At 37.2% G+C, this 26,824-nt stretch carries 21 protein-coding genes, 2 tRNA genes and 3 rRNA genes; 17 read left to right on the forward strand and 9 right to left on the reverse strand.

Annotated elements, in window-relative coordinates:
* Positions 1 to 9 precede the first annotated feature (9 nt).
* From mazE to rrf, 13 genes are all read left to right on the forward strand, one after another.
* A complete protein-coding gene (gene mazE / locus AAA453_RS05940) occupies positions 10 to 180 on the forward strand; it encodes a type II toxin-antitoxin system antitoxin MazE (RefSeq protein ID WP_002507108.1) in 171 nt (56 codons plus the stop codon).
* Positions 177 to 539 carry a type II toxin-antitoxin system PemK/MazF family toxin gene (locus AAA453_RS05945; protein ID WP_002511418.1) on the forward strand — a complete coding sequence of 121 codons (363 nt, stop codon included), beginning with the start codon at positions 177 to 179 and terminating at the stop codon, positions 537 to 539. Before mazE ends, AAA453_RS05945 begins: the two co-directional genes overlap by 4 nt.
* 358 nt (positions 540 to 897) lie before the next feature.
* Positions 898 to 1,899, forward strand: a complete 1,002-nt coding sequence (locus AAA453_RS05950) for a SpoIIE family protein phosphatase (protein ID WP_285324321.1) — start codon at positions 898 to 900, stop codon at positions 1,897 to 1,899.
* Between the two features lie 79 nt (positions 1,900 to 1,978).
* Positions 1,979 to 2,305 carry an anti-sigma factor antagonist gene (locus AAA453_RS05955; protein ID WP_002511417.1) on the forward strand — a complete coding sequence of 109 codons (327 nt, stop codon included), beginning with the start codon at positions 1,979 to 1,981 and terminating at the stop codon, positions 2,303 to 2,305.
* Between the two features lies 1 nt (position 2,306).
* Entirely contained in the window at positions 2,307 to 2,789 is a 483-nt protein-coding gene (gene rsbW / locus AAA453_RS05960) for an anti-sigma B factor RsbW (protein ID WP_046466108.1), read from the forward strand.
* Positions 2,764 to 3,534, forward strand: coding sequence for an RNA polymerase sigma factor SigB (gene sigB / locus AAA453_RS05965; RefSeq protein WP_002507114.1), 771 nt, complete (start codon positions 2,764 to 2,766; stop codon positions 3,532 to 3,534). The genes rsbW and sigB overlap by 26 nt, the downstream gene beginning before the upstream one ends.
* A 175-nt stretch (positions 3,535 to 3,709) precedes the next feature.
* A complete protein-coding gene (locus tag AAA453_RS05970) occupies positions 3,710 to 5,860 on the forward strand; it encodes a Tex family protein (protein WP_427706871.1) in 2,151 nt (716 codons plus the stop codon).
* Entirely contained in the window at positions 5,853 to 6,308 is a 456-nt protein-coding gene (locus AAA453_RS05975; RefSeq protein WP_427706873.1) for a SprT family protein, read from the forward strand. The genes AAA453_RS05970 and AAA453_RS05975 overlap by 8 nt, the downstream gene beginning before the upstream one ends.
* A gap of 356 nt (positions 6,309 to 6,664) precedes the next feature.
* Positions 6,665 to 6,750: transfer RNA gene (locus tag AAA453_RS05980), tRNA-Leu, on the forward strand.
* 23 nt (positions 6,751 to 6,773) lie between these two features.
* A tRNA-Gly gene (locus AAA453_RS05985) sits at positions 6,774 to 6,847 on the forward strand.
* Positions 6,848 to 6,988: 141 nt separating this feature from the next.
* Positions 6,989 to 8,541 (forward strand): 16S ribosomal RNA (locus AAA453_RS05990).
* Between the two features lie 289 nt (positions 8,542 to 8,830).
* Positions 8,831 to 11,755, forward strand: a 23S ribosomal RNA gene (locus AAA453_RS05995).
* An 81-nt stretch (positions 11,756 to 11,836) separates the two neighbouring features.
* Positions 11,837 to 11,951 (forward strand): 5S ribosomal RNA (gene rrf, locus AAA453_RS06000).
* Together the 16S, 23S and 5S rRNA genes with 2 tRNA genes alongside form the textbook arrangement of a ribosomal RNA operon.
* 439 nt (positions 11,952 to 12,390) lie before the next feature.
* Here the strand turns inward: rrf and ilvA are convergent.
* From ilvA to ilvD, 9 genes are all read right to left on the reverse strand, one after another.
* Positions 12,391 to 13,659, reverse strand: a complete 1,269-nt coding sequence (ilvA, locus tag AAA453_RS06005; RefSeq protein WP_427706875.1) for a threonine ammonia-lyase IlvA — start codon at positions 13,657 to 13,659, stop codon at positions 12,391 to 12,393.
* 30 nt (positions 13,660 to 13,689) lie between these two features.
* Entirely contained in the window at positions 13,690 to 14,265 is a 576-nt protein-coding gene (leuD, locus tag AAA453_RS06010; RefSeq protein WP_427706877.1) for a 3-isopropylmalate dehydratase small subunit, read from the reverse strand.
* Position 14,266: 1 nt separating this feature from the next.
* The gene (leuC, locus tag AAA453_RS06015) at positions 14,267 to 15,637 is read right to left on the reverse strand and encodes a 3-isopropylmalate dehydratase large subunit (protein ID WP_427706879.1); all 1,371 of its coding nucleotides are present in this window, start codon (positions 15,635 to 15,637) and stop codon (positions 14,267 to 14,269) included.
* 17 nt (positions 15,638 to 15,654) lie between these two features.
* Positions 15,655 to 16,695 carry a 3-isopropylmalate dehydrogenase gene (gene leuB / locus AAA453_RS06020; protein ID WP_046466311.1) on the reverse strand — a complete coding sequence of 347 codons (1,041 nt, stop codon included), beginning with the start codon at positions 16,693 to 16,695 and terminating at the stop codon, positions 15,655 to 15,657.
* Positions 16,692 to 18,227 (reverse strand): 2-isopropylmalate synthase, encoded by a 1,536-nt coding sequence (locus AAA453_RS06025; protein WP_427706881.1) that lies wholly within the window; start codon positions 18,225 to 18,227, stop codon positions 16,692 to 16,694. The genes leuB and AAA453_RS06025 overlap by 4 nt, the downstream gene beginning before the upstream one ends.
* A 155-nt stretch (positions 18,228 to 18,382) precedes the next feature.
* The gene (gene ilvC / locus AAA453_RS06030; RefSeq protein ID WP_046466309.1) at positions 18,383 to 19,387 is read right to left on the reverse strand and encodes a ketol-acid reductoisomerase; all 1,005 of its coding nucleotides are present in this window, start codon (positions 19,385 to 19,387) and stop codon (positions 18,383 to 18,385) included.
* A gap of 52 nt (positions 19,388 to 19,439) precedes the next feature.
* Positions 19,440 to 19,913 (reverse strand): acetolactate synthase small subunit, encoded by a 474-nt coding sequence (gene ilvN / locus AAA453_RS06035; RefSeq protein ID WP_002507123.1) that lies wholly within the window; start codon positions 19,911 to 19,913, stop codon positions 19,440 to 19,442.
* Entirely contained in the window at positions 19,910 to 21,700 is a 1,791-nt protein-coding gene (gene ilvB / locus AAA453_RS06040; RefSeq protein ID WP_069817783.1) for a biosynthetic-type acetolactate synthase large subunit, read from the reverse strand. Before ilvB ends, ilvN begins: the two co-directional genes overlap by 4 nt.
* Before the next feature lie 12 nt (positions 21,701 to 21,712).
* A complete protein-coding gene (gene ilvD, locus AAA453_RS06045) occupies positions 21,713 to 23,401 on the reverse strand; it encodes a dihydroxy-acid dehydratase (RefSeq protein WP_427706884.1) in 1,689 nt (562 codons plus the stop codon).
* A gap of 761 nt (positions 23,402 to 24,162) precedes the next feature.
* Here ilvD and tsaE point away from each other — a divergent pair.
* Genes tsaE through tsaD form a run of 4 tightly spaced genes read left to right on the forward strand, consistent with a single transcriptional unit; the run spans position 24,163 to position 26,725 of the window.
* The gene (gene tsaE / locus AAA453_RS06050; RefSeq protein WP_427706886.1) at positions 24,163 to 24,624 is read left to right on the forward strand and encodes a tRNA (adenosine(37)-N6)-threonylcarbamoyltransferase complex ATPase subunit type 1 TsaE; all 462 of its coding nucleotides are present in this window, start codon (positions 24,163 to 24,165) and stop codon (positions 24,622 to 24,624) included.
* Complete coding sequence (gene tsaB, locus AAA453_RS06055) at positions 24,605 to 25,267, forward strand: tRNA (adenosine(37)-N6)-threonylcarbamoyltransferase complex dimerization subunit type 1 TsaB (RefSeq protein WP_427706888.1); 663 nt, start codon at positions 24,605 to 24,607, stop codon at positions 25,265 to 25,267. The genes tsaE and tsaB overlap by 20 nt, the downstream gene beginning before the upstream one ends.
* Positions 25,240 to 25,704, forward strand: coding sequence for a ribosomal protein S18-alanine N-acetyltransferase (gene rimI / locus AAA453_RS06060; protein ID WP_427706890.1), 465 nt, complete (start codon positions 25,240 to 25,242; stop codon positions 25,702 to 25,704). The genes tsaB and rimI overlap by 28 nt, the downstream gene beginning before the upstream one ends.
* Positions 25,697 to 26,725, forward strand: coding sequence for a tRNA (adenosine(37)-N6)-threonylcarbamoyltransferase complex transferase subunit TsaD (tsaD, locus tag AAA453_RS06065; RefSeq protein WP_427706892.1), 1,029 nt, complete (start codon positions 25,697 to 25,699; stop codon positions 26,723 to 26,725). The genes rimI and tsaD overlap by 8 nt, the downstream gene beginning before the upstream one ends.
* Positions 26,726 to 26,824: the final 99 nt, after the last annotated feature.

The raw sequence follows: 26,824 nt of genomic DNA on the forward strand, positions 1-26,824 counted from the left end.
TCTTTATTCATGGCAAGTTTTAATCAAAGCAGAAACCATAGTATTGAACAACTATTAAAAGAAGGCTATTCTCAAATGGCCGATTTAAATCTCTCCCTTGCAGCAGAAGCATTTCCATTTGAATGTGAAGCTTGTGATTGCAATGAAGTTTACCTCAGCTCTAAGAATAACAATGAATGATGAGAAGAGGAGACGTTTATTTAGCTGATTTATCACCAGTTCAAGGGTCTGAACAAGGGGGAATAAGACCTGTCGTTATCATACAGAATGATACTGGAAATAAATATAGTCCTACCGTAATTGTAGCTGCAATTACTGGTAGGATTAATAAAGCTAAAATACCTACACATGTAGAAATAGAAAAAAGTAAGTATAAGCTTGATAAAGATTCTGTAATACTGCTTGAGCAGATTAGAACTTTAGATAAAAATAGGCTGAAAGAAAAATTAACATACCTTTCTGAAAGTAAAATGAAAGAAGTTAATGTTGCTATTGATATAAGCTTAGGATTACATAATGTTAGAAATAGTAAATCCTGATTTTCAAAGGTTTAAAAAACAGTTAATAAAATAGTGAATTATATATCGATTCCCTATAACATGTAATTACCACTTAATTAGCAATATTATTGTTATTGGAAAATTAAGGATTTTAGTTTTGTGGTTTAATACCTTTGAGTGGGATGTTTTAAGTTGAAAAGCTTTAGGTTATCCTAAAGCTTTTTTAGGTATTTGGAGCGAGTTTATCATTTATAGCAAGTAACACATACAAACACGTAAAAAATTTGAATAAGCGCGTTCATTATAAAAGATATTTTTACTTACATACATAGTACATTTAAACATGTTATAACCGATGTATGCGGTTTATATTTGTATTTTTAGGAGGAATTACTATATGGAAGAATTCAAAAATCAATATAAAGCGCTAATTGACGAAAGTTTGCACACTATAGATGCTACTGATTTTATGAAAAAGTGTGAAAGCTTTACAGATGAAGTGATAAAAAGAGATTTATTACCAGAAGATATAGTTGAAGTTCATAGAGATTATGTCAGAGTGCTAAATTTAAATGAAACTCAAATTTTAGAAACTTTTAATGTGCTTAAAGAAGTAGTCAGAGGGTTTGGGTATAGTTATAGAGATTATCAACAATTAGTAAATCGTCTACAATATCACGATAAAGAGATTGATTTAGCCTCTCGTTTGCAGCAAACAATGCTTAAAACGGATATTCCTCAATTTGATAGCATACAAATCGGTGTTATATCAGTAGCAGCGCAAAAAGTAAGTGGTGACTATTTTAACTTAATAGACCATAAAGATGGCACGATGAGTTTCGCAGTGGCAGACGTTATAGGTAAAGGTATACCAGCTGCACTTGCAATGAGTATGATAAAATTTGGCATGGACTCTTATGGTCATTCTCAACTTCCGAGTGATGGCTTAAAGCGCCTCAACCGAGTAGTAGAGAAAAACGTCAATCAGAATATGTTTGTAACGATGTTTTATGGACTATATGAAGAGTTAAATCATTTATTATATTGTAGCTCTGCTGGGCACGAACCAGGATATGTATATAGAGCAGAAACTGAAGAATTTGAAGAAATCAGCGTTAGAGGTAGAGTGTTAGGTGTCAGCGAGCAAACGAGATATAAGCAACAAGAAATCCCAGTATTTTTAGATGACCTAGTTATTATATTTACAGATGGAGTCACAGAAGTTAGAAATGAAGCGGGCGATTTCTTAGATAAAAACCATCTTTTAACGATGATTCACAAGTATAAGCACATGCATCCACAAGATATCGTTCAACTTTTATATGAAGCGATTTTGAAAATACAAAACCCTGACAAGAGAGATGATTTAACGATTCTAATTATAAAAAGAGTTAATTAGTTTTATCATAGTTAAGGTTAAGTTATTTGATTTAAGGGTATGGAAGTTATTATGAGACTATAATTAGGAGTGTAATGTTATGAATCTTAATATCGAAACGGTAACACATGATACTCATTACGAGGTTAAAGTTGGCGGAGAACTAGACGTTTATACTGTTCCAGAACTAGAAGAAGTTTTAGTGCCGATGAGACAAGAAGGAACTCATGATTTACATGTAAATTTAGAAAACGTGAGTTACATGGATTCAACGGGATTAGGCGTATTTGTTGGTACACTAAAAGCGTTAAACCAACATGATAAAGAATTATATATATTAGGTGTTTCAGATCGAATAAGTCGACTATTTGATATAACAGGATTAAAAGATTTGATGCATGTTAATGAAGGAACGGAGGTCGAATAACATGCAACTTAAACAAGATTATATAGAAATGCGTTTACCAGCATCTGCAGAATACGTGAGTTTAATACGTTTAACACTGTCAGGCGTTTTTTCACGTGCAGGCGCTTCATATGACGACATAGAAGATGCGAAGATTGCAGTGAGCGAAGCAGTAACGAATGCAGTAAAACATGCATATAAAGACAACCCAGAAGATGTGGGTATGATTAATCTATGCTTTGAAATTTTCGATGATAAAATCAAGATTGTAATTTCAGATCAAGGTGAAAGTTTTGATTATGAAGAGACAAAAGCACAATTAGGGCCATATAAAGAAAACGAAAACATAGATTTCCTAAGAGAAGGCGGTCTTGGTCTGTTTTTAATTGAATCTTTAATGGATGAAGTTACAGTCGATAAACAATCAGGCGTAACAATCAGTATGATAAAGTATATTAAAAAAGAGCAGGTGCGAAATAATGGCGAAAGAGTCGAAATCAGTTAATGATGTATCACCTGAACAAATTAACCAATGGATAACGCAGCATCAAAATGACGAAAACAAAGATGCTCAAGATAAACTCGTAAGACATTATAGAAAGTTAATCGAATCATTGGCATATAAATATTCAAAAGGTCAATCTCATCATGAAGACCTCGTTCAGGTTGGTATGGTTGGTTTGATTGGTGCAATAAACCGATTTGACTTATCCTTTGATAGAAAGTTTGAAGCCTTTTTAGTACCAACGGTCATTGGTGAGATTAAGCGTTATTTACGTGATAAAACATGGAGCGTCCATGTACCAAGAAGAATCAAAGAGATTGGACCTCGTATTAAAAAAGTAACTGATGAATTAACAAATGAGTTAGAACGTTCTCCTTCTATTGCAGAAATAGCGGATCGACTTGAAGTAAATGAAGAAGATGTGTTAGAAGCAATGGAAATGGGTCAAAGTTATAACGCATTAAGTGTTGACCATTCGATTGAAGCAGACAAAGATGGTTCTACAGTTACTTTATTAGATATTATGGGTCAGCAAGATGACAATTATGATTTAACTGAAAAACGTATGATATTGGAAAGAATTTTACCAATATTAAATGAAAGAGAAAGACAAATTATTCAATGTACATTTATTGAAGGTTTAAGCCAAAAAGAAACTGGAGAAAGAATTGGTTTAAGCCAAATGCATGTTTCAAGATTGCAAAGAACAGCAATCAAGAAATTGCAAGAAGCCGCTAATCAATGATTGAATAAAATATAAGGCAGCGTTCCTATAAATTAGGGAGCTGTCTTATTTTAATTTATATACGAGTTGCTATCACTTTAATAAAGCATGACGTTTTGAACAGTGGTTACTATTAAATATGTTAAAATGTTAAAGAAAGTAAAATAAAAAGAGAAATAAATGAGCGGAGGATTCTATGGATAGTAATCTAATACAATCTATAAGAGAGAAATACAATTTCACAACAAAACAAATTAATTCAGTGTTATCACTCCTAGAGGATAAAAACACGGTACCTTTTATAGCTCGCTATAGAAAAGAGCAAACAGGTGGATTAGATGAAGTAGAAATTAAACAAATAGATGATGAATATCAATATATGGTTAACCTTCAAAAAAGAAAAGAAGAAGTTATACATAATGTAGAAGAACAAGGTTTATTAACAGCAGACTTAAAAAGTGATATTTTAAAACAAACAAAACTCCAACGTGTTGAAGATTTATATAGACCATTCAAACAAAAAAAGAAAACGAGAGCTACGGAAGCTAAGAGAAAAGGCTTAGAACCATTTGCAAAATGGCTGAAACAATCTAACTTAGACACAACAATCGAAAATAAAGCGCAACAATTTTTAAACGAAGAAGTAGAAACTATTGAAGCTGCTGTAAAAGGTGCGCAAGATATTATTGCAGAATTAGTTTCGGATGCGCCTAAATATAGAACTAAAATTCTTAAAGATACATTTCAACATGGCAATATCATTACACAAAAGAAAAAGAATGCTGAAGACGAAAAAGAAACATTTTCTATGTATTATGATTACAGCGAACCAGTGAAAAAAATTGCTAATCATAGAGTCTTAGCTGTGAACCGTGGAGAAAAAGAAAAAGTATTATCAGTAAAATTAGAAATGGATACACAAGGCATTGAAAACTTCATTCGCAAAAATGAAATAACTACAAATCATGAAGGTAATTATATAATTGAAGATGCCATTAAAGATAGTTTGAAAAGATTAATAATGCCTTCTATCGAAAGAGAAATAAGAGGGGACTTAACAGAAAAAGCTGAAAACCATGCTATCGATGTCTTTAGTGAAAATTTAAGAAATTTATTGTTACAACCACCAATGAAAGGTAAACAAATACTTGGGGTGGATCCAGCATTTAGAACAGGGTGCAAACTTGCAGTTATTAACCCGTTCGGTACATTTGTTGCAAAAGGCGTGATGTATCCGCACCCTCCAATTAATAAAAAAGCAGATGCTGAAAAAATATTCGTTAAATTTGTTAAAGATTATGACGTAGAACTTATCGCAATAGGCAATGGGACAGCTAGTCGTGAAACTGAACAATTTGTAGCATCTATGATCCAAGAACATCATTTGAAGGTGCAATTTATTATTGTGAATGAAGCGGGCGCATCAGTATATTCTGCATCAGAAGTCGCTAGAACAGAATTCCCGGATTTCCAAGTTGAAGAACGTAGTGCAGTTTCAATTGGTAGAAGAGTGCAAGATCCATTGAGTGAACTTGTTAAAATCGATCCTAAATCAATAGGTGTAGGTCAATATCAGCATGATGTTAATCAAAAAGCACTTGAAGCGGCGTTAACATTTGTGGTTGAAACAGCAGTGAACCAAGTAGGTGTGGATGTTAATACAGCTTCACGCTCACTACTCCAATATGTTTCTGGTTTATCACCAACGATTGCACAAAACATAATCAACTATCGTGAAGAAAACGGAGCAATCAAACATAACAAAGATATTGCAAAAGTTAAGCGTTTAGGTGCTAAAACATTTGAACAAAGTATCGGTTTTTTAAGAATTGTCGATGGTAGTGAACCATTAGATAATACTTCAATTCACCCTGAAAGCTACAGAGCAACGTATCAATTATTAAATGAAATCAATATGAAAGCTGAAGATCTTGGCACAGAAAATTTAAAATCAGCATTAAATCACTTAAGTATAGAGGAAATGGCTGAAAAATTGAATATAGGTCAACCAACATTAGAAGATATTATAAAATCGTTGATTGCCCCAAATAGAGATCCGCGTGATGAATTTGAAACACCTATTCTAAAATCAGACGTTTTATCAATCGAAGATTTATCAAAAAATATGAAGCTAAGCGGTACAGTTAGAAACGTTGTAGACTTTGGTGCCTTTGTAGACATTGGAGTCAAACAAGATGGGCTTGTACATGTTTCAAAACTATCTAAGAAGTTTGTGAAGAATCCAATGGATATTGTTAGTGTTGGAGATATTGTAGATGTTTGGATACTTGATATCGATGATAAAAAAGGTAAGGTATCATTAACTATGATTGATCCACATGGATAATGAAACGCTCCAAAGGTTAACAGAGACGATATCTGAATCATACTTTAAGCGTTCATTTAAACATAAAGCTTATTTTAATAAACGCTTAAAAACAACTGGCGGTCGCTACTTATTAAAATCTCATAATATTGAAGTTAATGATAAGCAGTACACTAAATTTGGTGAAAAAGCAGTTGAAGATATTATTAAGCATGAATTGTGTCATTATCATTTACATATACTAGGAAAGGGATACCAGCATAAGGATAAGGACTTTAAAGCGTTGAGTAAGTTAACAGGCGCTCCAAGATTTTGTTCAGCTGTAGAAAAATATGAAGATCGTGCGAAGTATATGTATAAATGTAATACATGCGGTGCCCAATTTCCGAGAATAAGAAAAGTAAACACGAAAAAAATGATGTGTGGACATTGTAAAGGTAAATTGATTGAACATGATATAGTGCAATAATAGGAGTTATTATAAAAGGGCGAGCTAAAACGATTGATTTTAGCTCGTTTTTTTATTTTGAAGTAAAATATAAGTAGAATTTAAGTGAAAAAGACTTATTCAGGTGATTTTTAATGTGTATTTTAACATCAATAGTTAAATCCAACTTATAACTAGATCATTTTACTCATTTTTGTTTGTTTTTTCTGTTGACGATGAGTCGATTATATTATAAGATAATAAACGTTGCGAAATTAATAGGTAATTGAGTTAAGTAAGTATTAACTTTATTAAATTAACTTTAAAAACGTGTTGACAAGACATTAAAAGTATATTACAATATATAATGTTAACTTAACAAACAAACCGTTTTGCGAGCGGCCGTGGCGGAACGGCAGACGCGCTAGGTTGAGGGCCTAGTGGGAGAAATCCCGTGGAGGTTCAAATCCTCTTGGCCGCACCAAAAATATTACATATTATTAATATGCGGGTGTAGTTTAATGGTAAAACCTCAGCCTTCCAAGCTGATGTTGTGGGTTCGATTCCCATCACCCGCTCCAATAGAAACATTAATGAACATTGAAAACTGAATTGCAATATGTCAACGTTAATTCCGAACGCAACATTAAATTGTTGGTTCAAACGTGTTAGAGATAACACACAAATTAGTATTTTATGAGCTAATCAAACATCATAATTCATTTATGGAGAGTTTGATCCTGGCTCAGGATGAACGCTGGCGGCGTGCCTAATACATGCAAGTCGAGCGAACGGATAAGGAGCTTGCTCCTTTGAAGTTAGCGGCGGACGGGTGAGTAACACGTGGGTAACCTACCTATAAGACTGGAATAACTTCGGGAAACCGGAGCTAATGCCGGATAACATTTGGAACCGCATGGTTCTAAAGTAAAAGATGGTTTTGCTATCACTTATAGATGGACCCGCGCCGTATTAGCTAGTTGGTAAGGTAACGGCTTACCAAGGCAACGATACGTAGCCGACCTGAGAGGGTGATCGGCCACACTGGAACTGAGACACGGTCCAGACTCCTACGGGAGGCAGCAGTAGGGAATCTTCCGCAATGGACGAAAGTCTGACGGAGCAACGCCGCGTGAGTGATGAAGGTTTTCGGATCGTAAAACTCTGTTATTAGGGAAGAACAAATGTGTAAGTAACTGTGCACATCTTGACGGTACCTAATCAGAAAGCCACGGCTAACTACGTGCCAGCAGCCGCGGTAATACGTAGGTGGCAAGCGTTATCCGGAATTATTGGGCGTAAAGCGCGCGTAGGCGGTTTCTTAAGTCTGATGTGAAAGCCCACGGCTCAACCGTGGAGGGTCATTGGAAACTGGGAAACTTGAGTACAGAAGAGGAAAGTGGAATTCCATGTGTAGCGGTGAAATGCGCAGAGATATGGAGGAACACCAGTGGCGAAGGCGACTTTCTGGTCTGTAACTGACGCTGATGTGCGAAAGCGTGGGGATCAAACAGGATTAGATACCCTGGTAGTCCACGCCGTAAACGATGAGTGCTAAGTGTTAGGGGGTTTCCGCCCCTTAGTGCTGCAGCTAACGCATTAAGCACTCCGCCTGGGGAGTACGACCGCAAGGTTGAAACTCAAAGGAATTGACGGGGACCCGCACAAGCGGTGGAGCATGTGGTTTAATTCGAAGCAACGCGAAGAACCTTACCAAATCTTGACATCCTTTGAAAACTCTAGAGATAGAGCCTTCCCCTTCGGGGGACAAAGTGACAGGTGGTGCATGGTTGTCGTCAGCTCGTGTCGTGAGATGTTGGGTTAAGTCCCGCAACGAGCGCAACCCTTAAACTTAGTTGCCGGCATTTAGTTGGGCACTCTAGGTTGACTGCCGGTGACAAACCGGAGGAAGGTGGGGATGACGTCAAATCATCATGCCCCTTATGATTTGGGCTACACACGTGCTACAATGGACAATACAAAGGGCAGCTAAACCGCGAGGTCATGCAAATCCCATAAAGTTGTTCTCAGTTCGGATTGTAGTCTGCAACTCGACTACATGAAGCCGGAATCGCTAGTAATCGTAGATCAGCATGCTACGGTGAATACGTTCCCGGGTCTTGTACACACCGCCCGTCACACCACGAGAGTTTGTAACACCCGAAGCCGGTGGAGTAACCATTTATGGAGCTAGCCGTCGAAGGTGGGACAAATGATTGGGGTGAAGTCGTAACAAGGTAGCCGTATCGGAAGGTGCGGTCGGATCACCTCCTTTCTAAGGATATATTCGGAACATCTTCCTTGAGAAGATGAAGAGGAATGACATTGACATATTGCATTCAGTTTTGAATGCTCATTACGAGTATTCATTGCGTTATTTTGTACATTGAAAACTAGATATGTAAGTAAAATTTATGATTTTACCAAGCAAAACCGAGTGAATTAGAGTTTTAAAAAGCTTGAATTCAAAAAAATAGAAATAATCGCTAGTGTTCGAAAGAACACTCACAGATTAATAACATTTTAGATTTTCAACCGATTTTTTTCGTGTTGAAGGTCGAAAAGATTAAGTTATTAAGGGCGCACGGTGGATGCCTTGGCACTAGAAGCCTACGAAGGACGTTACTAACGACGATATGCTTTGGGGAGCTGTAAGTAAGCTTTGATCCAGAGATTTCCGAATGGGGAAACCCAACACGAGTTATGTCGTGTTATCGATATGTGAATACATAGCATATCTGAAGGCAGACGCGGGGAACTGAAACATCTTAGTACCCGCAGGAAGAGAAAGAAAAATCGATTCCCTGAGTAGCGGCGAGCGAAACGGGAAGAGCCCAAACCAACGAGCTTGCTTGTTGGGGTTGTAGGACACTCTGTACGGAGTTACAAAAGAACAAATTAGACGAATCATCTGGAAAGATGAATCAAAGAAGGTAATAATCCTGTAGTCGAAAGTTTGTTCACTCTTGAGTGGATCCTGAGTACGACGGAACACGAGAAATTCCGTCGGAATCCGGGAGGACCATCTCCCAAGGCTAAATACTCTCTAGTGACCGATAGTGAACCAGTACCGTGAGGGAAAGGTGAAAAGTACCCCGGAAGGGGAGTGAAATAGAACTTGAAACCGTGTGCTTACAAGTAGTCAGAGCCCGTTAATGGGTGATGGCGTGCCTTTTGTAGAATGAACCGGCGAGTTACGATTTGATGCAAGGTTAAGCGACTAATGTGGAGCCGTAGCGAAAGCGAGTCTGAATAGGGCGTTGAGTATTTGGTCGTAGACCCGAAACCAGGTGATCTACCCATGACCAGGCTGAAGTTCAGGTAACACTGAATGGAGGGCCGAACCGACTTACGTTGAAAAGTGAGCGGATGAGTTGTGGGTAGCGGAGAAATTCCAATCGAACCTGGAGATAGCTGGTTCTCTCCGAAATAGCTTTAGGGCTAGCCTTAAGTAATGATTATTGGAGGTAGAGCACTGTTTGGACGAGGGGCCCTTATCGGGTTACCGAATTCAGACAAACTCCGAATGCCAATCAATTTTATCTTAGGAGTTAGAACGCGGGTGATAAGGTCCGTGTTCGAAAGGGAAACAGCCCAGACCACCGGCTAAGGTCCCAAAATATATGTTAAGTGGAAAAGGATGTGGCGTTGCCCAGACAACTAGTATGTTGGCTTAGAAGCAGCCATCATTTAAAGAGTGCGTAATAGCTCACTAGTCGAGTGACACTGCGCCGAAAATGTACCGGGGCTAAACATATTACCGAAGCTGTGGATTGTCCGTAAGGACAGTGGTAGGAGAGCGTTCTAAGGGCGTTGAAGCATGATCGCAAGGACATGTGGAGCGCTTAGAAGTGAGAATGCCGGTGTGAGTAGCGAAAGACGGGTGAGAATCCCGTCCACCGATTGACTAAGGTTTCCAGAGGAAGGCTCGTCCGCTCTGGGTTAGTCGGGTCCTAAGCTGAGGCCGATAGGCGTAGGCGATGGATAACAGGTTGATATTCCTGTACCACCAAATTTCGTTTTAAGCGATGGGGGGACGCAGTAGGATAGGCGAAGCGTACTATTGGATTGTACGTCCAAGCAATGAGACTGAGTGTTAGGCAAATCCGGCACTCTTAAGGTCAAGTTGTGATGGGGAGAGGAAATTGTTTCCTCGAGTCGTTGATTTCACACTGCCAAGAAAAGCCTCTAGCTAGAATTTTGGTGCCCGTACCGCAAACCGACACAGGTAGTCAAGATGAGAATTCTAAGGTGAGCGAGCGAACTCTCGTTAAGGAACTCGGCAAAATGACCCCGTAACTTCGGGAGAAGGGGTGCTCTTTAGGGTTAACGCCCAGGAGAGCCGCAGTGAATAGGCCCAAGCGACTGTTTATCAAAAACACAGGTCTCTGCTAAACCGTAAGGTGATGTATAGGGGCTGACGCCTGCCCGGTGCTGGAAGGTTAAGAGGAGTGGTTAGCTTCGGCGAAGCTACGAATCGAAGCCCCAGTAAACGGCGGCCGTAACTATAACGGTCCTAAGGTAGCGAAATTCCTTGTCGGGTAAGTTCCGACCCGCACGAAAGGCGTAACGATTTGGGCACTGTCTCAACGAGAGACTCGGTGAAATCATAGTACCTGTGAAGATGCGGGTTACCCGCGACAGGACGGAAAGACCCCGTGGAGCTTTACTGTAGTCTGATATTGAAATTCGGTACAACTTGTACAGGATAGGTAGGAGCCTTTGAAACGTGAGCGCCGGCTTACGTCGAGGCGTTGGTGGGATACTACCCTTGCTGTGTTGGATTTCTAACCCGCACCATTTATCATGGTGGGAGACAGTGTCAGATGGACAGTTTGACTGGGGCGGTCGCCTCCTAAAGAGTAACGGAGGCGCTCAAAGGTTTCCTCAGAATGGTTGGAAATCATTCATAGAGTGTAAAGGCATAAGGAAGCTTGACTGCGAGACTTACAAGTCGAGCGAGGGTCGAAAGACGGACTTAGTGATCCGGTGGTTCCGCATGGAAGGGCCATCGCTCAACGGATAAAAGCTACCCCGGGGATAACAGGCTTATCTCCCCCAAGAGTTCACATCGACGGGGAGGTTTGGCACCTCGATGTCGGCTCATCGCATCCTGGGGCTGTAGTCGGTCCCAAGGGTTGGGCTGTTCGCCCATTAAAGCGGTACGCGAGCTGGGTTCAGAACGTCGTGAGACAGTTCGGTCCCTATCCGTCGTGGGCGCAGGAAATTTGAGAGGAGCTGTCCTTAGTACGAGAGGACCGGGATGGACATACCTCTGGTGTACCAGTTGTCGTGCCAACGGCATCGCTGGGTAGCTATGTATGGACGGGATAAGTGCTGAAAGCATCTAAGCATGAAGCCCCCCTCAAGATGAGATTTCCCAACTTCGGTTATAAGATCCCTCAAAGATGATGAGGTTAATAGGTTCGAGGTGGAAGCATAGCGATATGTGGAGCTGACGAATACTAATCGATCGAAGACTTAATCAAATTTAAAAAGTGTTTTGTTTGGCATTATCAAATTTTACTTACTATCTAGTTTTGAATGTATAATTTTTATACAGTTCATTGTCTGGTGACAATGGCAAGGAGGTCACACCTGTTCCCATGCCGAACACAGTAGTTAAGCTCCTTAGCGCCGATGGTAGTCGGACTTACGTTCCGCAAGAGTAGGACGTTGCCAGGCAATTAGGGACCCGAAAGGGTCTCTTTTTTTATGTTTAAAAAGAGCTTAACTACTAGTTCGAAGAACTAAAAACCTGATTTAAGAAAGCGTTTGAAGCTGACGAACTCAGCGAAAGACGCGACGAGCTTACAAGCGGTAAGTGAGTAAGGAAAGAGCGCAAGTGAGAAAAGATGCGAGCGCTTGGCTTATATCAGGAAAGCTCCTTAGCGCCGATGGTAGCTGACTTACGTTCCGCAAGAGTAGGACGTTGCCAGGCAATTAGGGACCCGAAAGGGTCTCTTTTTTTATGTTTAAAAAGAGCTTAACTACCAGTTCGAAGAACTGAAAACCTGATTTAAGATATGAACACATAAGCTTAAGCTCATGTGTAAGAACTACTAATCCCAATTATATTGGGAAGTAGTTCTTTAAAAAAAAGCTTAGCACAATAGCTAAGCTTTTAAATAAGGAGTGAATAAAGCATTTTATTTTGATTAATGTAAATATTTGAAGCATCAAACTCATTTACATTCTTTTTCAAGTTATTCAAATCTTTATGATTATTTAATTGAATGCCTATAATAACTGTACCGGTGTTTTGAGATGATTTTTTTAGGTACTCGAATTTAGTAATATCATCTTTAGGTCCGAGTACATCATTTACAAATTCTCTTAAAGCGCCGGGACGTTGGGGAAAGTTTAAAATGAAGTAGTGTTTCATTTCTTCGAAAAGTAGTGAACGCTCTTCAATTTCTTTCATGCGGTTAATGTCATTGTTACCACCACTCACAACACAAACAACTGTTTTACCTTTGATTTCTGCTTGATAATTATCTAAAGCGGTAATACTTAATGCACCAGCAGGTTCTGCTATAATAGCTTGTTTAGAGTACATATCTAAAATAGTTGAACATACAGCGCCTTCGTGTACTTGAACATAATCATCAACAACTTTTTTAGAGATGTCATAAGTTATTTGACCAACTCTTGCAACTGAAGCGCCATCAACAAACTTATCAATCTCAGGTAATGTTACGATTTGATTTTCTAAAACAACTGATGTATACATACTGCTTGCTCCAGCAGGCTCTACGCCAACAATAGATGTTTGAGGTGAATTTTCCTTGAAATACGTACCAACACCAGAAATTAAACCTCCGCCTCCAATTGCAGCAAATAAATAATCAAATTGTATATTTGCTTCTTTAGATTGATCAATGATTTCTTTAGCAAGTGTACCTTGGCCCGCAATAGTATAGATATTGTTAAAAGGATCAATGAAATTCATGTTGTTGTCTTCTGTATAGACGAGCGCTTCTTTTAAACAATCATCAAATGTATCACCTGTAAGAATAACTTCGACATTTTGTCCACCAAAGAATTTAACTTGGTTAATCTTTTGAAGTGGGGTAGTGACAGGCATAAATATAACTGCATCTAAGTGTAATTTATTAGCAGTGTAAGCCACACCCTGTGCATGGTTACCTGCACTTGCACATGTGATGCCCATTTCTCTGTCTTCTTTATTCAAGGATACAATCGCATTGTAAGCTCCTCTAAGTTTAAAAGATCTGACCCATTGTAGGTCTTCTCTTTTTAAATATACATTACAATCATATTTAAGTGATAAATAATGATCCTTTTGTAATGGCGTCTCTTTAACAGTATCTTTTATTTGTAAGTAAGCTTCATCGATATCTTTTGAAGAAACAGTTGTTTTTACAGTCATATGTTTCACACCTTTGTTAGTTTAGTATCTTTAAAAAGTTTTTGCTCTTTCGTAAGATTTGATTTCATCTTCATATTGCAATGTTACTGCAACATCATCAAGTCCTTTTACGAGTTTGTTTTTCCATGTTTCATCGATATCAAAAGTAAATGTTTTGTCTGGAGAAGTAACAGTTTGATTTGGTAAATCTACTGTAATCGATTCTGCTTGTGCTAAATGTTTTCTCGCTTCTTCATCTAATACAATTGGTAACATCGCATTTTTAGTACAGTTCATATAGAATATATCACTGTAACTGCCAGCAATAATAATGTCAAAACCATAGTCTTTAATTGCCCAAGCAGCGTGTTCACGACTTGAGCCACACCCGAAATTATCTCCGGTAATTAAAATCGATGCATCTTTATATTCTGGTTTATTTGGATTGAAATCTGGATTATCAGAACCGTCATCTAAATAACGCCATTCATCGAAAGCAAATGGTCCAAATCCTGATTTTGAAATACGCTTTAAATGGACTTTAGGTATAATTTGATCGGTATCGATATTGTCATGAAATAATGGTACGACTTTACCTGTATACGTAGTGATTGGTTTGATTTCCATATTATACAACCACCTTTCTAACATCTACAAATTTACCATTAATTGCTGCGGCTGCTGCCATAGCAGGGGAAACAAGATGTGTTCTTGCACCTTTACCTTGGCGACCTTCAAAGTTACGATTACTTGTCGAAGCACAGTGAACACCATTAGGTACTTGGTCTGGATTCATACCTAAGCACATAGAACAACCGGGCTCTCTCCAATCAAAACCTGCTTCTTTAAAGATTTTGTCTAGTCCTATTTTTTCTGCTTCTTTTTTAACTGTACGAGATCCTGGAACAACGATTGCTGTAATATTAGGGTGGACTTGATTTCCTTTAACAATATGACTCGCTTCAACTAAATCTGAAAGACGAGCATTTGTACAAGAACCTAAGAAGACATAACCTAAATCGATATCCTCAGCTTTTTGACCAGGTTTTAAATCCATATAATTATATGCACGTTCGTCATTAACATTTTTTATTTCAGGGAAAGGTGTACTAAAACTTACTCCCATTTCAGGACTAGTTCCCCAAGTCACTTGAGGTTCTAAGTCTGAGACATCCATTTCAATGACTCTATCGAATTCAGCATCGTCATCTGTGTAGAGTTCACGCCATTCATCAACGGAAGCATCAAAATTTGTTGCGTATGGACGACCTTTAACATATTCAAATGTCGTTTCATCAGGCTCCATCATGCCGTATTTAGCACCAGCTTCGATTGCCATATTACAAATTGTCATTCTAGCTTCCATACTCAAACTACGTATCGCTTCTCCCGAAAATTCTAGGGCATAACCTGTACCAAAATCAACGCCATATTGACTAATCAAATGTAAGATAATATCTTTGGCATACACACCAGTCGGCAATTTGCCTGTTACATCAATTTTTAGATTTTTAGGTTTAGTTTGCCATAGGGATTGGGTAGCAAATACATGCTCAACTTCACTTGTACCAATACCAAAAGCAATTGCTCCGAAAGCACCATGTGTAGCAGTATGAGAATCACCACAAACAATTGTTTTACCTGGCTGTGTTAAACCAGTTTCAGGACCTACCATATGCACAATACCTTGTTCATCAGAACCCATATCAAATATATGGACGCCGAATTCTTTAGCATTATTTTGCAATGTAGTAATTTGCTTATTTGCAATTTCATCTTTGATATTAAAAATATCTACTGTCGGCACGTTGTGGTCAAGTGTTGCATATGTTAAGTCTGGTCTACGCAGTTGTCTATTTTGGAGTCTCAGACCTTCAAATGCTTGAGGAGATGTGACTTCATGTATAAGATGCAAATCTATATATAATAACTGTGGGTCACCTTCTTTACCAGTCAAGACATGTTTATTCCAAACTTTATCAAATAGTGTTTTACCCATATGACATCTCCTCCTTTTTATAAATTTTCTTTTACGAAATTAATAATATCTGACGTATTATAATTTCCATTGAGATCACGGGTTGTTTTACCTTCTTTAATGAGTTGATAAATTACTGATTCTAATTTTTCAGCTGCTTGTGGTTCATTTAAACTTTCTCTAAGACACATTACAACTGATAAAAGCATACCGAAAGGGTTTGCGATATCTTGGTTTGCAATATCTGGTGCTGAACCATGAATCGGTTCGTAAAGTCGTGGGCCTTGTTCACTAAAACTTGCAGAAGGCGATAAACCTAATGAACCAGGAATTACAGATGCTTCATCACTTAAAATATCACCAAATAAATTTTCAGTTACAATGACATCAAATTGTGAAGGATTAGTGATTAAATGCATTGCACAAGCATCTACAAGTAAATGGTTAACTTCTACTTCTGGATAATCTTGTGAAACTTCATTTATTACTCTACGCCATAATTTACTAGAAGAAAGCACATTTTCTTTATCCACCGAAGTTAATTTTTTATTTCTTTTTTGAGCTAAATCAAATCCAACTCTAGCAATGCGTTCTATTTCTGATCTTGTATAAGTAAGGGAATCGAGTGCATCGTCATCACCCAATTTCTTAGGTTCACCAAAATAGATACCGCCAGTGAGTTCTCTTACTAAAACAAAATTTGTGCCTGCAACACGTTCTTCTTTAATCGGAGATAAATGACTTGTACCATTTGTCACTGTAGTAGGGCGTATATTAGCGAATAAGCCTAATGCTTTACGTATGCCTAATAATCCTTGTTCAGGTCTATTGTTAGGGTCAGTCCATTTTGGACCACCCACAGCACCTAATAAAATTGCATCAGCATTTTGACATGCATTTAGTGTTGATTCAGGGAGTGGTTTACCATGGCGATCTATAGCAATGCCACCAAAATCATGTGTTTCTAAGTCATAATTAAAATTAAAATCTTGGCTTAATTGTTCTAATATTTCTAGTGATCCTGTCATAATCTCAGGACCAATACCATCACCTGGTAGGGCTACAATCTTATAACTCATGAATGAATACCTTCTTCCGTAGCAGAATTAGCAACATACTTAGCATGTGCTTCTACATATGATTTACATGAAGCAAGTAAGATATCATGGTCAATACCAACACCTGTAACGATTTGGTTATCAATTTTAATTTGTACATGTACTTCAGCTTGTGCATCGGTACCTTCAGTAACAGAATCAATACGGTATTCTATTAACTCAGTGTTGAGGTCAAAGATACGATCTATTGCATTGTACACGGCAACGATAGAACCGGTGCCAATACTAGAATCTTGGTACGTATTACCGTCTTTATCTTTAATAACGACTACAGCACTTTGAAGCCCATTAGAAACAAATTGTAGTTGTAAAGTTTCAACTTGATAAATTGCATTTTGTTCATGTTCTGTACCTTGTATTAAGGCGTGGATATCACGGTCTGTAACTGCTTTTTTCTTATCTGCAATTGTTTTAAATTGTTTAAATAATGCTTTTTGTTCTTCTGGCTCAACATCGTAACCTAAATTAATTAATTTTTCAGCAAAAGCATGTTTTCCTGAAAGTTTACCTAAAGGTAATTCTGTTGTTTTAACACCAACAAGTTGAGGTGTCATAATTTCATATGTTTCAGGGTTTTTGATTACGCCATCTTGATGGATACCTGATTCATGACTAAAGGCATTTTGGCCGACAATGGCTTTGTTTCTAGGAACTCGAATTCCTGCAAATCTAGCAATTAAATCTGAAGTTTGTTTTGTTTCTTCAAGGTTAATTCTAGATTGATTGCCGTAATGATCTTGTCGAACGTAAAGGCCAAGTGCTACTTCTTCAAGTGCTGCATTACCTGCACGTTCCCCAATACCATTTAAGGTACCTTCTATTCGTTTGGCTCCATTTTCAATTGCAGCCATACTATTTGCTACTGCAAGTCCAAGATCATCATGACAGTGTGCACTATAAATTACTTCGTGGTCTGTTTTGACAGATTCTTGTAGTGTTTTGAAAATTTGACCATATTCAGAAGGGTAACTGAAACCTACAGTGTCAGGTACATTGATTACACTTGCTCCGGCATCAACAGCTGTTTGAACACATTCTATTAAAAATGGTAGTTCTGTTCTTGTTGCATCTTCTGGGGAGAACTGAACTAAATCAAAATATTTTTTAGCATAGCTTACATGTTCTGTTATAGATGCTAAAACTTCTTCCTTAGACATCATAAGTTTGGAATCACGATGTATCGGGCTTGTTGCGATAAAGACATGAATTCTTGGTTTTGCTGCTTCTTTAGTTGCTTGATATACTGCATCAATATCTTTTTTCACACAACGGGCAAGACCACATACAGCAGTTGTTGTTAATGCTTTTGAGATTGCTTCAACTGATTTAAAACTACCCTTACTTGATGCAGGGAACCCAGCTTCTATAATATCTACGCCCCATTTTTCAAGTTGATTTGCTATCTTCAAACGTTCATCGAATGAAAAGTTTACACCAGGTGTTTGTTCGCCGTCTCTAAGTGTTGTATCAAAAATTTGAATATGGCTACTCATTTTCAACATCTCCTATAAATGAATTTTAGACTCATATAACCGTAAGTAATGAAGAAACACACTTTTATGAGAAAAGTAGCTGCATTTTTAAGCAATCACATATTCCTAACTAAGTGTGATTCTTCAATTACGATTAATTTAAAGGTTGAATCTAATTATTTTTCAATACTTTTAGATTTAATGAATGGCATCATTTCACGTAGTTCTTTACCAACCGCTTCGATTTGATGTCCATGTTGTTCTTCACGTAGTTTGTGGAACTCTTCAAAATTATTTTCATTATCTTTAATGAAACGATCACTGAATTTTCCTTGTTGGATATCTTCTAGTACTGCTTTCATATTATCTTTAACGTCTGGTGTAATGATACGTGGTCCAGATACATAGTCACCAAATTCTGCTGTATTTGAAATTGAATAACGCATGTTTTCCATGCCACCTTCGTATAATAGGTCTACGATAAGCTTCATTTCATGTAATACTTCGAAATAAGCAATCTCTGGTTGATATCCAGCTTCAACTAATGTTTCGAAACCAGTTTGTATTAATTTAGTTGTACCACCACAAAGGACAGCTTGTTCACCAAATAAATCTGTTTCAGTTTCTTCTTTGAATGATGTTTCTAATACGCCAGCACGTGTAGCACCGATACCTTTAGCATAGCTTAAGGCTAAGTCTGTAGCTTCTCCACTTGCATCTTGTTCTACTGCGAATAGGGCAGGGACTGCACTACCTTCAGCAAAAGTACGACGAACTAAATGTCCTGGTCCTTTTGGAGCTACTAAGAATACGTCAACGTTTTCTGGTGGGTTGATAACATCAAAATGAATATTAAAACCATGAGCAAAAACTAATGCATTATTTGCTTCTAGATTGGGTTTGATTTCTTCTTCATATATTTTTCCTTGAGCTTCATCTGGTAGAAGTACCATAATAACATCAGCTTGTTTTGCTGCCTCATTTACAGGATATACTTCGAAGCCGTCATCTTTTGCTTTATCAAAAGAACGTCCAGGTCTGATACCAATGATTACGTCATAGCCGTTGTCTTTTAAGTTTTGTGCATGCGCATGACCTTGAGATCCATAACCTAAAACCGCTACTTTCTTACCTTGTAATGCATCTTTCTTTACTGTTTCATCATAATAAACTGTTGTCATAATATAATCCTCCATGTGTTTTGAAATTTTTGTTAAAACATTAAAGCTTAAGCTAAATAATACCTGCCGAACCCGTACGTGAGACTTGTTCGATTTTATATGATGATAGATCGTCTAATAAATTATCCATCGTGTATTGTGGACCTGAGGCTTGAAGGTACGTATAAGTTTCTTCATTTTTCAATATAGAGACTAGCGCATCATAAGGTTTGATTAAATTTTGTAATTCTTGATGATTGTTTGGTGTTTGTAATTTCACAAGTACCAACTCTCTATTGTAGGTATTTGTATCTGTTATATCTTCAACCTCAATAATATTGATTTGCTTTTCAAGTTGTTGAAGTAGCGTGCGTAGCACATCTGTATCAGGTATTTCTGCTACAAAAGTAATATTAGAAATACCTTCTTCTAGCGTAGGTGTTGCGGAAAGATTAACGATATTAAATTGTCTTCGTACGAAAATACTTGTTAATCTATTTAATGTACCTGCTTTATCTCTTACTTTTGTTCTAAATGTTCTTCTCATAATAGACCCTCCATCTCATGGTTTGCTTTACCACTTGGTACCATTGGAGAGACAATTTCAACTGGTGAAATGCGAATGTCAATTAAAGCTGGTCCGTCGTGTTGGAAAGCCTCATCCAATTTTTGTTCTAAGTGTGTAGGATCATCTATGAGATAGGCTTTTACATTATATGCTTCAGATAGCTTAATAAAGTCTGGCTGTCCATTAAACACAGAATGTGAAAAACGTTTATTAAAGAATTTATCTTGCCATTGTTTCACCATGCCAAGCGTACCGTTATTTACAATTACGATTTTAATATCAATGCCATATTCTTCTAAAATACCCATTTCTTGATTTGTCATTTGGAAACCGCCGTCGCCTACAAAAGCTACAACCGTTTTGTCTGGTTTAGCCAATTTAGCTCCAATTGCTGCTGGTATACCAAAGCCCATTGTTCCTAAACCACCACTGGTAACAAGTTGACCATGGTCTTTAAATGGATAGTATTGTGCAACCCACATTTGATGTTGTCCAACGTCTGTAGTTACAATTGCATCACCATTGGTAATTTCTCCAATATATTCAATTGCACGTTGTGGTTTTGAAAATACACCATCTTCATCATCGCTGTATGCAAATGGTTGTTGTATTTTATTTTCGTTACATGTTTCTAACCAATCTTCATGTCTAATTGAATAACTATCGAAATCGAGTAGAAACTCTAATGTCGCTTTACAATCGGCAACAATACCCAAATCTACTTTAATAATTTTGTTGATTTCAGATGGATCGATATCAACATGAACGATTTTAGCATTTGGTGCGAATTCATCAGGGTTACTCGCTAATCTGTCATCAAAGCGGCTTCCGAAGTTAATAAGTAAATCACATTCAGTTAAGGCCATGTTACTTGCGTATGATCCATGCATACCACCCATGCCTAAAAATAGGGGGTGTTCGTATGGAATCGCGCCGAGACCAAGTAACGTACTCACTACTGGTAATTGATGTCTACTTACAAATTCAGTAAATAATTCATTGGCTTTGGCATGATTGATGCCTGCACCTGAAAGTACTAATGGTTTTTTAGCACTCTTTAAAAGGTCTCTCAATTTTTGTATATCATCTTTTTTTGGTTTATTAGGTATTGTGTAACCAGGTAATTCTAATTCATCAGTAACTTGTGCATTCGTTGATAGGATACCCATATCTTTAGGAAAATCGATTACTACTGGACCTTTTCTTCCAGTATTAGCGATATGAAAAGCCTCATGAATAGTTTTAGGAATATCTTGTACATTTTTAACTTGATAATTATGCTTAGTAATTGGTGTTGTCATAGATAGTAAATCCGCTTCTTGGAATGCATCCTTACCGATACCAGGCGTTGCGACTTGACCTGTGATAACTACTAAAGGTAAAGAGTCGCTATAAGCATCAGCAATACCGGTAATCGCATTTGTAGCTCCTGGACCACTTGTAACAACAACTACACCTGTATTACCAGAAACACGTGCGTAACCTTCAGCTGCGTGCGTTGCGCCTTGTTCATGACGAGCTAAGATGTGCTTTATTTTCCCTTCATATAGTGTGTCGTAAAGAGGGAGAACAGCGCCTCCTGGATAACCAAATATAAAATCAACACACTCATTTGCCAATGATTCGACTAATAATTCTGAACCAGATCTCATTTCATCAATTGTCTCTTGTTCTAGTTCAACTTCAGGTTCAACTGCTTCTGCTGCTTCCAAAGATTCAAAATTTTCTGATTTTTCTATTTCAAGTGTTTCAGTATGTTTAGACATTGTGCTCACTCCTTAAATGAGATTTTCGGGAACTTGCATTACGCCACCAGTATTAGCACTTGTAACGAGTGCGGTGTAACGTGCAAGATAACCAGTTTTCACTTTTGCTTTAAATGGTTTTACATCTTGTTTTCTATTTTCTAAAGTTTCATTTGATACTTCGACATTCAATGTTCGGTTAGTTAAATCAATAGTAATTTCATCACCATCTTTAATTAGTCCAATAGGTCCACCAGAAGCTGCTTCAGGTGAGATATGTCCTACAGCAATGCCTCGAGTTGCACCTGAGAAACGGCCATCTGTAATTAATGCAACATCTTTACCTAATCCTCTTCCTACAATTGAAGAAGTAGGGGCTAACATTTCAGGCATGCCTGGACCACCTTTAGGACCTTCATATCTTATGACAACAACATGGCCTTCTCGAACAACGTGATTGTCAATTGCTTCTACTGCATCATCGTGTGAATCAAAACAAATTGCTTTACCTTTAAATACTTTAATTGAAGGATCTACACCACCTACTTTAATGACGGCACCATTTGGAGCTAAATTACCGTATAGAATTGAAAGACCTCCTTGTTTGTCGTAAGGATTATCTAGATGTCTAATTACATCGCTATTTAAAATTTCTTTACCTTCATTATTTTCACGAAGGGTCTTGCCTGTTGCTGTGATTCTATCTGGATGTAAGGTACCTTCTCTTTTAAACAGTTCATTAATAATTGCTGGGACGCCGCCTGCTTCATGTACATCATGCATTGAATAAGAAGAACTAGGTGCAATTTTTGAAAGGTAAGGTGTTTTCTTAGCAATTTCATTAATTCTTGTTAAGTCATAATCGATGCCTGCTTCATTTGCAATTGCTAATGTGTGAAGTACAGTGTTTGTAGAACCACCCATTGCCATATCTAACGCAAATGCATCATCAATCGCTTCACGTGTTACGATATCTCTTGGTTTAATATCATTTTTAATATTATCTACTAATTTGAATGCAGCTTCTCTAATCATTTCTCTACGTTGATCACTCACTGCTAATGCTGTTCCATTATATGGAAGGGATAAGCCTAAAACTTCCATTAAACAGTTCATTGAATTCGCAGTGAACATACCAGAGCAAGAACCACATGTTGGACAAGCGTTTTGTTCCATATCTAAAAATTCATCTTTTGAAATCGAACCATCTTTAAAAGCACCAACTGCTTCAAACATTGAAGAAAGTGTTAATGCTTTACCTTCTGAAGATAATCCTGCTTTCATAGGGCCACCAGAACAAAAGATGGCTGGAACATTGGTTCTGACTGATGCAAGTATCATACCTGGTGTAATCTTGTCACAGTTAGGAATATAGAATACACCGTCAAACCAATGCGCGTTAATTACTGTTTCAGCAGAATCGGCAATGATCTCTCGTGAGGGAAGGGAATATCTCATTCCTATATGACCCATTGCGATACCATCATCTACACCGATCGTGTCAAATTCAAAGGGAATAGCACCTGCTTCACGAATTGCTTCTTTGGCAATGTCTGCTAATTCTCTTAAGTGGACATGTCCTGGGACGATGTCAATATATGAATTACAAATTGCCACGAAAGGCTTATTCATATCTGTTGGTTTTTCTAATGCACCTGTAGCATGCAAAAGACTTCTTGCTGGAGCCTGCTGATCACCTTTTTTGATCATATCGCTTCTCATACTGTTTCCCCCTTAAAATTGAAAATAAAAAAACGTCCCAATAAATTATTGGGACGCTTTCAAGTCCCATTCAACTAGAAAGAGGACTTAAACGTTTAGTAAATTCTTCACTAAAGTTCCAGTCCTAATAGCATAATAAAATGACTAAATTGTTTGAAGTTGTTGGTTTGTATTGCATATGGTTTTTGGTCATTTTATTATACTCCTCTCGAATGAATGGTTTTATTTAATTGAATTGTCTAAAAATTCGATAAATTAAATTTACTACATCGGCGAGGTCATGTCAATAACTTTTTCGAATTATCTCTAAATTCACATAATTGCAAAAAAGAAAGAACTTGTTTCACTATGAAGTAAAATAGACAAAAATTTGTTAAACTATAAGAGTTATTTATATAGAACAGATAAATTGAAGTAATAGATAGTGATTAATTCGAATAAAATTGCGAATTGCTAATATAGAAAGAACTGAGTTTTTATAATGGGTTATAAGAGAAGTGTTAAAGGTATACAAGTGCTAATCGCACTTGCATAAGAGTTACTAATTCAATAAATTGAAAAGTAACACTTTACATGCATAAAAGCAACTAATCACAATAAATTGTGGGAATTTAAAAGGAACGCCTGAGCTAAAGCTCATGCATAAAAGCAACTAATCACAATAAATTGTGGGAATTTAAAAGGAACGCCTGAGCTAAAGCTCATGCATAAAAGCAACTAATCACAATAAATTGTGAAGTTGCTTTAAAAGGGAGAGGAATATGATTAAGATAAAGGATTTAGATGGAATGGCGGTTTTTGCTACAACGCTAGCGAAGTATTTATCAGCCGGCGACCTTGTATTGCTTAATGGTGATTTAGGTGCTGGTAAAACAACATTAAGTCAATTTATTGGAAAAGCGTTAGGTGTAAAAAGAAATATTAATTCACCAACGTTCAATATTATAAAATCATATCAAGGATTAAATTTGAAGTTACATCATATGGATTGTTATAGATTAGAAGACTCTGAAGAAGATTTAGGCTTTGATGAATATTTTGAAGATGAAGCAGTTATTTTAATCGAATGGAGTCAATTTATTTCTGAGTTTTTACCACCGTCTTCTTTAACTATTAATATAACGACATTAAATGAATCGGAAAGAAATATAGAATTAGAAGCACAAGGTGGACATTATGCAAAAATAAAGGAGGAGGTTGAACGTGAACTATCTGTTGATTGATACGTCAAACCAGCCATTGTCAGTTGCTATAATGCAAGATGATAAGGTGTTAAGTGAATTGAATTCAAATGAAAAAGTAAATCATTCAGTACAGTTAATGCCAGCAATCGAACAAGTTATTGCTGAAAGTAAAGTATTGAAAGAAAATATCGATGTCATTGTAGTTGCACAGGGGCCAGGTTCATATACTGGTTTAAGAATAGGTGTAACAGTGGCAAAAACTTTAGCATATGCTTTAAATGCTGAGTTGTATGGCGTGTCCTCATTAAAGGCGCTTGCTGCAACGATTAAAGAAGATACGAGATTGATTGTACCTGTGTTTGATGCAAGAAGAGAAGCAGTTTATACAGGTGTATACCAATATGAAACGGATCAATTAGTCCAAGTTGAACAAGACCAGTATCTACCTATTGAAGAACTATTGGATTTATTGCACAAGACGGGTCAACCATACATGTTTGTAGGGATGGACACTGAGAAGTTAGAGGAACTATTAGATAGTACCTGTGTTGCGAATGTGCCACTAGCTAAAAATATGAAACCACTTATTGAAACGGCAGAGGACATTCATCAATTTAAACCAAACTATATTAAAATATCAGAGGCTGAGAGAAATTGGTTAAACCAACAGAACAAGAGTTAAATATACGATTAATGAACACAAAAGATGTGCCACAGGTATTTGATATAGAAAGAAATAGTTTTAATGACAGTAGTTGGTCGATTGATGCATTTTATCACGAGGTAGAGCAAAATGAATTTGCAAATTATTTTATTATTGAATTTAATGAGAAGATAATTGGTTATATTGGCTTATGGATAGTTATTGATCAAGCACAAATTACAACCGTCGCTATTGATAATGAATATAGGGGTTACGGTTTAGGCCAACTTTTATTAAAATATGTAATGAATTTTGTCCGAGAAAAATGTGAGATGATGAGTTTAGAAGTGCGCGTAGATAACGATGTAGCACAACACGTTTATACAAACTTAGGTTTTAAATATGGTGGTAAGCGAAAAAATTATTACGGTGAAGGCGAGGATGCATTAGTTATGTGGGTGAATTTTAATGAGTGAAGTAACATTAATATTAGCAATTGAATCGAGTTGTGATGAAACAAGTGTAAGTATTATTAAGAATGGTACAGAAATACTCAGTAATATCGTATTGAGTCAAATTGAGAGCCATAAACGTTTTGGTGGCGTAGTGCCAGAAGTAGCGAGTAGACATCATGTTGAAGGAATAACAACAACGATTGATGAATCGTTAGTTAAAGCAAATGTAACAATGCATGATATAGATGCAGTTGCTGTAACGCAAGGACCAGGATTGATTGGTGCATTATTAGTGGGAATTAATGCGGCGAAAGCCTTGGCATTTGCTTATGATAAACCTTTGATACCTGTTCATCATATTGCTGGTCACATTTATGCGAACCATTTAGAAACGCCTTTACAGTTTCCTTTAATGGCATTAATAGTCTCAGGTGGACATACAGAATTAGTATATATGAAAGATCATTTAAGCTTTGAAGTTATAGGAGAGACAAGAGATGACGCTGTGGGTGAAGCTTATGATAAAGTAGCGAGAACAATTGGACTAAGTTACCCAGGTGGTCCCCAAGTAGACCGTCTTGCAGCAGAAGGACAAGATAATTATCAATTTCCTAGAGTATGGCTTGAAAAAGATAGCTATGACTTCAGCTTTAGTGGTTTGAAAAGTGCAGTAATTAATAAATTGCATAATTTAAAACAAAAAGGTGAAGCAATTAACAAAGCAGATGTAGCAACAAGCTTTCAAAATAGTGTCGTAGAAGTTTTAGTCGGTAAAGCTATTTCAGCTTGTGAGCATTATGATGTTAAACAACTGATTGTTGCAGGCGGTGTGGCAAGTAACAAAGGGTTACGAGCAAATTTAGCAGTAGCCTGTGAATCACATAACATCAAACTTTGTATACCGAGTCCTAGTCTTTGCACAGATAATGCTGCCATGATTGGTTCAGCAGGCCATTATTTATATCAGGCTGGCGTAACTGCTGATATGACATTAAACGGTTTTAATAGTATGGATATTGAACAATTTTCAGTTAAATATTAGTTGATATTTAAAAAGATGAATTCATGACAACATATGCGCTTAATATATTTTCTAAAAATAATAACACCAACCATTGAATGATAGGATATGCTCCCTTCA

It is taken from the genome of Staphylococcus parequorum (genome assembly GCF_039237145.1).
Lineage (GTDB): Bacteria > Bacillota > Bacilli > Staphylococcales > Staphylococcaceae > Staphylococcus > Staphylococcus equorum_A.

Coding starts and splice junctions, on each gene's coding strand:
- mazE (WP_002507108.1), top strand. CDS start 10: ATGGCAAGTTTTAATCAAAGCAGAAACCATAGTATTGAACAACTATTA.
- AAA453_RS05945 (WP_002511418.1), top strand. CDS start 177: ATGATGAGAAGAGGAGACGTTTATTTAGCTGATTTATCACCAGTTCAA.
- AAA453_RS05950 (WP_285324321.1), top strand. CDS start 898: ATGGAAGAATTCAAAAATCAATATAAAGCGCTAATTGACGAAAGTTTG.
- AAA453_RS05955 (WP_002511417.1), top strand. CDS start 1,979: ATGAATCTTAATATCGAAACGGTAACACATGATACTCATTACGAGGTT.
- rsbW (WP_046466108.1), top strand. CDS start 2,307: ATGCAACTTAAACAAGATTATATAGAAATGCGTTTACCAGCATCTGCA.
- sigB (WP_002507114.1), top strand. CDS start 2,764: ATGGCGAAAGAGTCGAAATCAGTTAATGATGTATCACCTGAACAAATT.
- AAA453_RS05970 (WP_427706871.1), top strand. CDS start 3,710: ATGGATAGTAATCTAATACAATCTATAAGAGAGAAATACAATTTCACA.
- AAA453_RS05975 (WP_427706873.1), top strand. CDS start 5,853: ATGGATAATGAAACGCTCCAAAGGTTAACAGAGACGATATCTGAATCA.
- ilvA (WP_427706875.1), bottom strand. CDS start 13,659: ATGACTGTAAAAACAACTGTTTCTTCAAAAGATATCGATGAAGCTTAC.
- leuD (WP_427706877.1), bottom strand. CDS start 14,265: ATGGAAATCAAACCAATCACTACGTATACAGGTAAAGTCGTACCATTA.
- leuC (WP_427706879.1), bottom strand. CDS start 15,637: ATGGGTAAAACACTATTTGATAAAGTTTGGAATAAACATGTCTTGACT.
- leuB (WP_046466311.1), bottom strand. CDS start 16,695: ATGAGTTATAAGATTGTAGCCCTACCAGGTGATGGTATTGGTCCTGAG.
- AAA453_RS06025 (WP_427706881.1), bottom strand. CDS start 18,227: ATGAGTAGCCATATTCAAATTTTTGATACAACACTTAGAGACGGCGAA.
- ilvC (WP_046466309.1), bottom strand. CDS start 19,387: ATGACAACAGTTTATTATGATGAAACAGTAAAGAAAGATGCATTACAA.
- ilvN (WP_002507123.1), bottom strand. CDS start 19,913: ATGAGAAGAACATTTAGAACAAAAGTAAGAGATAAAGCAGGTACATTA.
- ilvB (WP_069817783.1), bottom strand. CDS start 21,700: ATGTCTAAACATACTGAAACACTTGAAATAGAAAAATCAGAAAATTTT.
- ilvD (WP_427706884.1), bottom strand. CDS start 23,401: ATGAGAAGCGATATGATCAAAAAAGGTGATCAGCAGGCTCCAGCAAGA.
- tsaE (WP_427706886.1), top strand. CDS start 24,163: ATGATTAAGATAAAGGATTTAGATGGAATGGCGGTTTTTGCTACAACG.
- tsaD (WP_427706892.1), top strand. CDS start 25,697: ATGAGTGAAGTAACATTAATATTAGCAATTGAATCGAGTTGTGATGAA.